Here is an 8,977-nt window from a genome sequence, read left to right as displayed (position 1 = left end):
CGCCGCGTACCCGCCGCAGGCCCCCGCCGCGGCGCCCGTACGCCAGAGCAAAGCGGTCGGGCCGCTGCTGATGATCGCCACCATCACCACGGGGCTCATGGCCGGTCTCTTCTTCGCGTACGACATCTCCGTCATGCCGGGCCTGGCCCAGACGGACGACCGCACCTACGTCGAGGCGATGCAGAACTTCAACGCCCTGATCGACGGCAACGGTCTCTTCGGCATGGCCTTCATCGGCGCGCTGCTGGCCGCCGCGATCGCCGCGTTCCTGGAGCACCGGCGGGGCCGGCGGGGCACCGCGCTGTGGATCGGCGCCGCGGCCGTGTTCTACCTGATGGCCCTGATGATCACCTTCAGCGTCAACATCCCGCTCAACAACGACCTGGCCGCCGTAGGGGACCCTGCCAAGGTCACGGACTTCTCCATCGTCGAGAAGTTCAAGGGCACCTGGGAGTCGACCAATATCGTACGGACCCTGCTCTGCACCGCGGCGCTGGGCTTCCTGGCCCGCGCGCTGGTGCTGCACGGCCGGGGCAGCGCCGCCGTGGCGCCCGCGATGCGCCCGTACGGCGTCTGACACCGCGTCCGGTCCGGCATCGTCACGGGCCGGCCGGTACACGGAACGAGTGAGCTGAAGGGGCGACGGGCCCGGAGCCCGTCGCCCCTTCGGCGTTCCCCGGGACGCACTCGAATGCAGCATCGACGGTGACGCGGTTGTCCCACGGCTCGTTGGGGTGGCGACATCAGCCCGGCGGGCGCCCGTGGACCGGACGGGCCGCGCCGGCTCCGAAGGACGACCGGAGAGAGCCATGACGACTGCACACGCTCCCCACCCCAACCACACCCACCAGCACGGCGGCGGCTGCGGCCATGTGGCCGTCCCGCACAACGACCATGTGGACTACGTACATGACGGCCATATCCACCATATGCACGAGGACCATGTGGATGAGTGCGAGCCCGGCAGCCACATTCCGCACGGCGGCCACGCACACGAGCACGGTGAAGGATGCGGGCATGTGGCGGTGCCCCACGACGACCATGTCGACTATGTGCACGACGGACACCGGCACGCCGAGCACGAGGGCCACTGGGACGACCACTGAGCCGAACGGAAAAGGCCCCGGCCGCACCCGTGAGGGAGCGACCGGGGCCTGATGCCATGACCCGCCGGACAGGAGCCGGAGAGCCGCCGGGTCAGCCCACCGGGGCGGGCGGAACCGCCGGGGCGTCAGCGTCGGTGTCGGCGCCGGCATCGGTGCTGCCGCCGGACGGCCCCTGCTTGCTCTCCTCCGCGAGCCGCTCCAGCCCGCTGGTCGTCTTCAGCGGCTTCTCCTTGATGAAGAGCACCGCGATCAGCGCCAGAGCCGCGAACGGGGCCGCGACCAGGAAGAGTTCCGCCGTCGCCACACCGTACGCGTGCTGCACGATCTCCCGCATCGGCGCGGGCAGCGTGGAGATGTCCGGTACGGCGCTCTCACCCGAGCCGCCGGACGCCGCCGCGCCCGCGCCGCCCAGGCTCTTGGTCATCTCGGCCGTCACCCGGTTGGCGAGGATCGCGCCGAGCACGCTCGTACCGATCGTTCCGCCCATGCTGCGGAAGAACGACAGGACCGAGGTGGCCGCGCCCAGTTCGGCCGCGGGCACATCGTTCTGCGCCGCGAGGACCAGATTCTGCATCAGCATGCCGACACCGATGCCGAGCACCGCCATATAGACGCTGAGCAGGCCGAAGCCCGTGTCGGCGTCGATGGTCGCCAGCAGCGCCAGACCGCCCGTCATGATCACGGCGCCCGCGATCAGATGGATCTTCCACTTGCCGGTGGCGCTGATGATCTGGCCCGCGACGGTGGAGGACACCAGCAGACCGAGGATCATCGGCAGGCTCATCAGCCCCGCGATGGTGGGGGACTTGCCCAGCGAGATCTGGAAGTACTGCGAGAGGAAGACGGTGCCGCCGAACATCGCCACACCGACCAGCAGGCTGGCCGTGGTGGTCAGGGAGACCGTGCGGTTGCGGAAGATGCCCAGCGGAATGATCGGCTCGGGCACCCGGCCCTCCACGAGGACCGCGGCCACCAGCAGCACCACACCCGTACCGGTCAGCGCGGCCGTCTGCCAGGACGCCCAGTCGAACTCGTTGCCCGCCAGCGAGGTCCAGATCAGCAGCGCGCAGACACCCGCGACGATCAGGAACGCGCCGAGATAGTCGATCTTCACCTCACGGCGCACCGTGGGCAGCCGCAGGGTGCGCTGCAGGATCAGGATCGCGGCCAGCGCGAAGGGCACCCCGATGAAGAAGCACCAGCGCCAGCCCAGCCACGAGGTGTCCACCAGCACACCGCCGACCAGCGGCCCCGCGACCGTACCGATGGCGAAGACCGCGCCGAAGATCCCCGCGTATCTGCCGAGGCGCCGGGGCGGGATGACCGCCGCCATGACCACCTGCGCGAGAGCGGTCAGACCGCCCGCGCCGATGCCCTGGACGACCCGGCTGAAGATCAGCAGCCCGACGCCCTGCGAGAAGCCGGCGAGCAGCGACCCGACCACGAACATGGCGAGCGAGAACTGGAGCAGCAGCTTCTTGTTGTAGAGGTCGGAGAGCTTGCCCCACAGCGGCACGGTCGCCGTCATGGCGAGCAGCTCGGAGGTGACGACCCAGGTGTACGAGGACTGGCTGCCCCGCAGATCGGTGATGATCCGGGGCAGCGCGTTCGCCACCACCGTACCGGCCAGGATGGCGACGAACATTCCGGCCATCAGACCGGACATGGCCTGCAGGATCTGTCGGTTGGACATGGAGGTCGGCGCTTGTTCCGGCGCGTCTATTGCACTCAAGGTGTCCTTCTTCGGGATACGTACGGGGAAACGGAAGTCGGTGGGGGCGGGGGAGCGTCAGCCGGCCGGAGGCGGCTCCGGGAGGCCGGTGGCGGCAGGGGGCTCCGGGAGGCCCGCCGCGAGATGGGCGAAGACGCTCCGCAGCACCTCGGGGAAGTCGGCCCCGGGGCCCTGCGCGCACCAGTGCTCGATGGCCACCCGGGCGGCGGTGCCGGCGACGGCGGCGAGCAGCCGTGAGTAGAGGTCGTGCCCCGGGGCGCCCGGGCGGGGCTCACAGCTCCGGGCCGTGGCCGGTGGCTTCTCCTGCGGGGCGCGGGAGCCGATCCGTACGGCGATGGTCTCGGCCATTTCGATTTCCTCGGCCATGTGCGCACCCAGGCCCCGGACCAGGAGTTGCGGCGAGCGCTGGAGCACCTTGGCCCGCAGGGTCCAGATCTCCTGCCGCTCGGCCACATCGACGAGTTCGGTGGCGAGCGCCTCGCGTACCGCGTCGAGCGGCGGCAGCCCGGCCGGTGCTTCCCGTACCGCCCGTCGCACCCGCTCCCCGGCGTCGCGGTCGATCATGACGAACGCGTCGTCGTGGCTGTCGAAGTAGTTGAAGAACGTACGCGGCGAGACCCCGGCGGCCTCGCTGATCGCCTCGACCGTCACATTCTCGGCTCCGTGCTCGGCGGCCAGCCGCACCGCGGCCTCCGCCAGGGCCGCCCGGGTGGCACGCTTCTTCCGCTCACGGAGTCCCGGCACCGCACTGTCGTCCGTCACATATTGCAGGGTATGCAAAAGTGCAGGATCTGCAAAACTGGTGGGGCTGATCGTCGGATGGAACCGGCTGACCGGTTTGGAGCGATCGCTGAGCGGGTTGGGCCGATCGCGGTCCGATACACGCCACGGGCGCAAGAGTTGGTCGTTTCTGTGGCTGTATCGCTTCGAGCCCTGTAGCGTCTTGATCAGCTGTCGTGGTTCCGAAGTACCGCTCGCCCGTGACGTGCCGTCACGGGCGTTTGTGCTGTTCAGCGTCTCTGCGGACCAGGGCGATCACCTCCGGTTCCCGCACCCCGCGGGAATCACGCGTCCCTTGAAACGGAGACTGAGCAATGGCCAGTGGCACAGTGAAGTGGTTCAACTCGGAAAAGGGCTTCGGCTTTATCGCGCAGGACGGCGGTGGCCCCGACGTGTTCGCGCACTACTCGAACATCGCGACGTCCGGCTTCCGTGAGCTCCAGGAGGGCCAGAAGGTCACGTTCGACGTCACCCAGGGCCAGAAGGGCCCCCAGGCGGAGAACATCCTTCCCTCGTAACGCGTCGTAGTACGGCGTCCCAGGAGGCCTGAGAAGGCCGGGACGACAGGGCGCCGGTCCGGTGGAATTCCCTTCCACCGGACCGGCGCCCTCCGTTTTTCCTCCGTACGGCGGCGCGTCGCCGCCACCCGGACGGCGCGGCTGCCCATGCTGAGGGGGCCGCCGCCCGTATCCCGGGGCGGTCGGCGCGTACCGGCGCATGTACAGCACAGACGGAGGAGATTCGGTGGCACTGACCCGAGAAGAGCGCGAACAGTTCCTGGCCGAGCCGCACATCGGCGCGCTGGCGGTGAACGCGACGGACGGGCAGGCTCCGCTCACCGTCCCCATCTGGTACCAGTACCGGCCCGGCGGTGAGCTGTGGATCATCACCGGCAGCACCTCGCGCAAGGGCCGGCTCATCGAGGCGGCCGGCCGGTTCTCGCTGCTGGCGGACCGGGCCGAACCCACGGTCCGGTACGTCTCCGTCGAGGGCCCGGTGACCTCCACCGAGCCCGCCACTCGCGACCATGTCCAGGAGATGTCCGCCCGCTATGTCGCGGCCGACAAGGTCGACTCCTATGTCGAGTTCGCACTGCGCGAGCACCGCGACCAGGTGGTGATGCGGATGCGTCCCGAGCGCTGGTTCTCGACCGACCTCGGACGGTTCTGAGCGGCGGTTCCCTCGCCGGTGCTGTCGTACGGCCGCTCGCCGTACCGCCGTCGTCCCGTCGTACCGCCGCTCGCTCTACCGCCGTCGTCAGGCGACGTTCTCCTTGTGCTCCTTCTCCCGCGCCGTGGCACGCAGGAGCCGCTCGGGGAGCGCCAGGTTCCAGGCCGTGATCACCGGTCGGCCGTGCTCCGTGCCCAGCCGGCAGACGGTCCCGGTGGCGAGCAGGAAGAGAGCCCCGGCCGCCGGGGCCAGGCCCAGATAGCGCGCCGTGAGCACCCGGAGGAAATGGGCGTGCGAGACGAGGGCGACGTCCTCGTCACTGGAATCGAGCGCCTTCAGGGCCTCGGCGAGGACACTGTCCGCGCGGTGCCCGACATCCGCGGGGCTCTCCCCGGGCTGGCTGGCGGAACCGGGCACGACGCCGTCGGTCCACAGGTCCCAGTCGGGCCGGGTGCGGTGGATCTCCGCGGTCGTGATGCCCTCGTACCCGCCGTAGTTCCACTCCCGCAGATCCGGGGTGACCCGGAAGGTGCCGAGCCCGGCCAGTTCGGCGGTGCGCCGGGCGCGGGTCATGGGGCTCACGAGCGTCAGACCGATACGGCGCTCGCTCAGCAGCGGCACGAGCGAGCGGGCCTGGTTCTCACCGCGCTCGGTCATCGGGAGATCGGTGTAACTGGTGTGCTGCCCGGAGAGGGACCAGGTGGTCTCTCCGTGCCGTACGAGGATCAACTCACCCATGAGTGCCGCCCACTTCCTGCTCTCCGCGCGCGTTCCAAGCCGGGGCCGCCACGGGCCCGCCACACCCAGTGTCCCTTCTTTCGGTGTCCGGTACCCGGCGGGAATGCCACCGGTGGGCGTCGCGTTACACGGACGTACCACTTGATGGACGCGAATTCCACCATCAGGAAGGATTTTCGTATGAAGCCTCGTATTCACCCCGAATCCCGTCAGGTCGTCTTCCGGGACCGTGCCGCGGGAGCCGCCTTCCTGACCCGTTCCACCGCGGACTCGGCGGAGCGGGTGGAGTGGGAGGACGGCAACACCTACCCCGTCATCGATGTCGAGATCTCCTCCGCGAGCCACCCCTTCTACACCGGCAAGGGCCGCGTCGTGGACACCGCGGGCCGGGTGGAGCGCTTCGAGCGCCGCTACGGCAAGGGCGCGCGGAGCTGACCGTACGGCCGTACGGACGGCAGTCGCACGGCGTACGAAGCGTATGAAGGGCCGGACAGGGACCCGAAGAGGTTCGCTGTCCGGCCCTTCTGTGCTGTGTGCCCCTTGCGCGTGTACGGCGCGCGCGTACGGCGGGGCGCCGGGCGGATCGGTGATCAGACAGCGCTGTCGAGGGACTCGACCGTCCTGACCAGGGGCGCCAGTTCGGGATTCTTGGCCGCCTCGTCGAGGGCCTCCCGCAGCGCCCCGTCATTCGTGGGCCGCGCCTGTTCGAGCAGCCGCAGCCCCTCCTCGCTGACATTGGTGTAGATCCCGCGCCGGTCGGTGGGACAGAGATAGCGGGTCAGCAGACCGCGGTCCTCCAGCCGTGTGACCAGGCGCGTCGTGGCGCTCTGGCTGAGCACCACCGCGTCGGCGACCTGCTTCATCTGGAGATGCCCGCCCTCGCCGTCGTGCTGACGGCTGAGGACATCGAGCAGCGAGTACTCCCGGACGCTCAGGCCGTGCCCGGCCTGGAGCGCGCGCTCGATATGCCCCTCGATCCTCCCGTGCAGCAGGGAGAGGGCGCACCAGCCCTGGGCGAGACCCGTCAGCGCGGTGTCCGTGGCGGTCATGGCTTCCTCCTGCGGGCGAGGCGAGGGCGTACGGAGCCCCTGAGCCACCCAGGGTAGGACATCGCTGCAATATACCGCGCTTGCAAGTAGTCGGCGCATGCAAGTATTGTCCTCGCGTGTAAGCCGCATGTGCAACCGTCTTGGAAGGCCAAGAAACCCATGCCACTCGCGCTTCTCGCCCTGGCCATCGGGGCATTCGGGATCGGCACCACCGAATTCGTGATCATGGGGCTCCTCCCCGAGGTGGCCGGCGAGTACGGCGTCACGATCCCCACCGCCGGGCTGCTGGTCACCGGCTACGCCCTCGGTGTCGTCCTGGGCGCCCCGCTGATGACCGCCCTCGGCACCCGGATCCCGCGCAAGCGGATGCTGATGCTGCTGATGGGACTGTTCGTCGCGGGCAATGTGCTCTCCGCGCTCGCGCCGAGCTTCGGGGTGATGCTCACCGGACGGGTCGTCGCCTCACTCGCCCATGGCGCGTTCTTCGGGATCGGCTCCGTCGTGGCGGCGGGCCTGGTCGCGCCGGAGAAGAAGGCCGGTGCCATCGCCATGATGTTCACCGGACTCACCGTCGCCAATGTCGTCGGCGTACCGCTCGGCACCTTCATCGGACAGAACGCCGGCTGGCGGGCGACCTTCCTTGTCGTCGCCGGACTCGGGGTACTCGGACTCGCGGGGATCGCCGGGCTGGTGCCCGAACAGCCCAGGCCGGAGGGGGTACGGCTGCGTCATGAACTGGCGGCCCTCCGCAACACCCAGGTGCTGCTCGCCATGGCGATGACCGTGCTCGGCTTCGGCGGTGTCTTCGCCGCGATCACCTACATCACCCCGATGATGACCGAGACCGCCGGATTCGCGGACTCCTCCGTCACCTGGCTGCTGGTGCTCTTCGGTATCGGCATGGTCGGCGGCAATCTCCTCGGCGGACGGTTCGCGGACCGGCGGCTGATGCCGCTGCTGTATGTGACCCTGGGGGCGCTCGCCGTGGTCCTCGCGCTGTTCACGTTCACCGCTCACCACAAGATCGCGGCGGCCGTCACCATCGTCCTGATCGGCGCCCTGGGTTTCGCGACCGTACCGCCGCTCCAGAAGCGGGTCCTCGACCAGGCGTCCGCCGCGCCCACCCTGGCCTCCGCCGTCAATATCGGGGCCTTCAACCTCGGCAACGCGCTCTCCGCCTGGCTCGGCGGCATCGTCATCGCCGCCGGCTTCGGATACACCGCACCCAACTGGGTCGGCGCCGCGCTGGCGGGTTCCGCGCTCGTCCTCGCGGTCGTCTCGGGCACGCTGGAGCGCCGTACGCCCCCTGTCACTGAGCGCTCCGGGGGCGACCTCGTTACGTTGGAAAAGGTGTAACCCCGCGCTCGTACACCCCCTCTTCTGCCACCCCTCAACCGAGAAACCGAACAGGAACACCATGACTTCCGTCCCGAACGTCGTCCTCAACAACGGCGTCAAGATCCCCCAGCTCGGCTTCGGTGTCTTCCAGGTCGACGACGCGCAGACCACCGACGCCGTCCTGACCGCTCTGGAGGCGGGCTACCGCAGCATCGACACGGCGGCCGTGTACGGCAACGAGGCAGGCGTCGGCCGCGCCATCGCCGCGTCCGGAGTGCCGCGCGACGAGCTGTTCGTCACCACCAAGCTGTGGAACAGGCAGCAGGGGTACGACTCGGCCCTCACCGCGTTCGACACCAGCCTCGCCAAGCTCGGTCTGGACCGGGTGGATCTGTATCTCATCCACTGGCCCACTCCCGCGCGCGACCGCTATGTCGACACCTGGCGCGCGATGGAGAAGCTGCTCGCGGACGGACGGGCCCGCGCGATCGGTGTGTCCAACTTCCAGCCCGCCCATCTCCAACGCCTGCTCGACGAGACAGGCGTCGTCCCAGTCCTCAACCAGGTCGAGCTGCACCCCGGTCTCCAGCAGGCGGTGCTTCGGGACTTCCATGCCCAGCACGACATCGCGACCGAGGCGTGGAGCCCGCTGGCGCAGGGCGCGCTCCTTCAGGAGGAGGCGATCACGGAGGTCGCGGCACGGCACGAGAAGTCGCCCGCGCAGGTGGTGCTCCGCTGGCACCTCCAGCTCGGAAACATCGTGATCCCCAAGTCCGTCACGCCGTCGCGGATCCGCGAGAACATCGATGTCTTCGACTTCGAGCTGTCCGCCGGGGACATGGATGTGCTGGCCTCGCTCGACCGAGGGCTGCGGACCGGTCCTGACCCGGACACCTTCAACTGAGGCGGGAGTCAGGGGCAGGGCCGGGAGCTGACAGCGGCGTGAGCCGAGAGTGGCGCGGGTGGCGCGGCGGTCGCGGTCGCGGGGGTGCGGCCCGCGCCGGTACCGGTGTCGGCTGGTCAGGGGGCTTCGGAGGGGTTCTGGGGCGGGACTCTTGGGATGG

11 protein-coding genes are annotated in these 8,977 nt (G+C 69.5%); 7 read left to right on the top strand and 4 right to left on the bottom strand.

The window, feature by feature from the left end; translation table 11 throughout:
• Together WH07_RS32695 and WH07_RS38380 are read left to right on the top strand one after the other, a co-directional pair.
• The coding region (locus WH07_RS32695) for an anthrone oxygenase family protein (protein WP_046508192.1) at positions 1-577 on the top strand (577 nt) is incomplete at its 5' end.
• A gap of 232 nt (positions 578-809) precedes the next feature.
• Positions 810-1,106, top strand: a complete 297-nt coding sequence (locus tag WH07_RS38380; protein WP_079023750.1) for a hypothetical protein — start codon at positions 810-812, stop codon at positions 1,104-1,106.
• A 91-nt stretch (positions 1,107-1,197) separates the two neighbouring features.
• Here the strand turns inward: WH07_RS38380 and WH07_RS32685 are convergent, their stop codons facing one another.
• Both WH07_RS32685 and WH07_RS32680 read right to left on the bottom strand, forming a co-directional pair.
• Positions 1,198-2,799 (bottom strand): MDR family MFS transporter, encoded by a 1,602-nt coding sequence (locus tag WH07_RS32685; RefSeq protein ID WP_198533936.1) that lies wholly within the window; start codon positions 2,797-2,799, stop codon positions 1,198-1,200.
• A 96-nt stretch (positions 2,800-2,895) separates the two neighbouring features.
• Positions 2,896-3,609 (bottom strand): TetR/AcrR family transcriptional regulator, encoded by a 714-nt coding sequence (locus WH07_RS32680; RefSeq protein WP_046508194.1) that lies wholly within the window; start codon positions 3,607-3,609, stop codon positions 2,896-2,898.
• A gap of 323 nt (positions 3,610-3,932) precedes the next feature.
• On the opposite strand from WH07_RS32680, the gene WH07_RS32675 reads away from it, so the two are divergent.
• A complete protein-coding gene (locus WH07_RS32675) occupies positions 3,933-4,136 on the top strand; it encodes a cold-shock protein (protein WP_041994569.1) in 204 nt (67 codons plus the stop codon).
• Positions 4,137-4,362: 226 nt separating this feature from the next.
• Positions 4,363-4,788, top strand: coding sequence for a pyridoxamine 5'-phosphate oxidase family protein (locus tag WH07_RS32670; RefSeq protein ID WP_046508183.1), 426 nt, complete (start codon positions 4,363-4,365; stop codon positions 4,786-4,788).
• An 87-nt stretch (positions 4,789-4,875) separates the two neighbouring features.
• Here the strand turns inward: WH07_RS32670 and WH07_RS32665 are convergent, their stop codons facing one another.
• Positions 4,876-5,526, bottom strand: coding sequence for a histidine phosphatase family protein (locus tag WH07_RS32665; protein WP_046508181.1), 651 nt, complete (start codon positions 5,524-5,526; stop codon positions 4,876-4,878).
• Between the two features lie 180 nt (positions 5,527-5,706).
• Here WH07_RS32665 and WH07_RS32660 point away from each other — a divergent pair, with 180 nt between their 5' ends.
• The gene (locus WH07_RS32660) at positions 5,707-5,961 is read left to right on the top strand and encodes a type B 50S ribosomal protein L31 (RefSeq protein ID WP_046508179.1); all 255 of its coding nucleotides are present in this window, start codon (positions 5,707-5,709) and stop codon (positions 5,959-5,961) included.
• Between the two features lie 155 nt (positions 5,962-6,116).
• Here the strand turns inward: WH07_RS32660 and WH07_RS32655 are convergent, their stop codons facing one another.
• Complete coding sequence (locus WH07_RS32655) at positions 6,117-6,575, bottom strand: MarR family winged helix-turn-helix transcriptional regulator (protein WP_046508177.1); 459 nt, start codon at positions 6,573-6,575, stop codon at positions 6,117-6,119.
• Positions 6,576-6,734: 159 nt separating this feature from the next.
• Here WH07_RS32655 and WH07_RS32650 point away from each other — a divergent pair, with 159 nt between their 5' ends.
• A complete protein-coding gene (locus WH07_RS32650) occupies positions 6,735-7,931 on the top strand; it encodes an MFS transporter (RefSeq protein WP_046508175.1) in 1,197 nt (398 codons plus the stop codon).
• A gap of 61 nt (positions 7,932-7,992) precedes the next feature.
• On the top strand, positions 7,993-8,817 hold the full coding sequence (locus WH07_RS32645) for an aldo/keto reductase (protein WP_046508173.1): 825 nt from the start codon (positions 7,993-7,995) through the stop codon (positions 8,815-8,817).
• Positions 8,818-8,977: the final 160 nt, after the last annotated feature.

It is taken from the genome of Streptomyces odonnellii (genome assembly GCF_000981895.1).
Lineage (GTDB): Bacteria > Actinomycetota > Actinomycetes > Streptomycetales > Streptomycetaceae > Streptomyces > Streptomyces odonnellii.
Note: the sequence above shows the minus strand (reverse complement) of the source record. Positions and strands in the feature narration are given on the sequence as shown.

Bases quoted from the DNA above. Each gene is read 5' to 3' on its own strand.
- WH07_RS38380 (WP_079023750.1), top strand. From the start codon at position 810: ATGACGACTGCACACGCTCCCCACCCCAACCACACCCACCAGCACGGC.
- WH07_RS32685 (WP_198533936.1), bottom strand. From the start codon at position 2,799: ATGTCCAACCGACAGATCCTGCAGGCCATGTCCGGTCTGATGGCCGGA.
- WH07_RS32675 (WP_041994569.1), top strand. From the start codon at position 3,933: ATGGCCAGTGGCACAGTGAAGTGGTTCAACTCGGAAAAGGGCTTCGGC.
- WH07_RS32665 (WP_046508181.1), bottom strand. From the start codon at position 5,526: ATGGGTGAGTTGATCCTCGTACGGCACGGAGAGACCACCTGGTCCCTC.
- WH07_RS32660 (WP_046508179.1), top strand. From the start codon at position 5,707: ATGAAGCCTCGTATTCACCCCGAATCCCGTCAGGTCGTCTTCCGGGAC.
- WH07_RS32655 (WP_046508177.1), bottom strand. From the start codon at position 6,575: ATGACCGCCACGGACACCGCGCTGACGGGTCTCGCCCAGGGCTGGTGC.
- WH07_RS32650 (WP_046508175.1), top strand. From the start codon at position 6,735: ATGCCACTCGCGCTTCTCGCCCTGGCCATCGGGGCATTCGGGATCGGC.
- WH07_RS32645 (WP_046508173.1), top strand. From the start codon at position 7,993: ATGACTTCCGTCCCGAACGTCGTCCTCAACAACGGCGTCAAGATCCCC.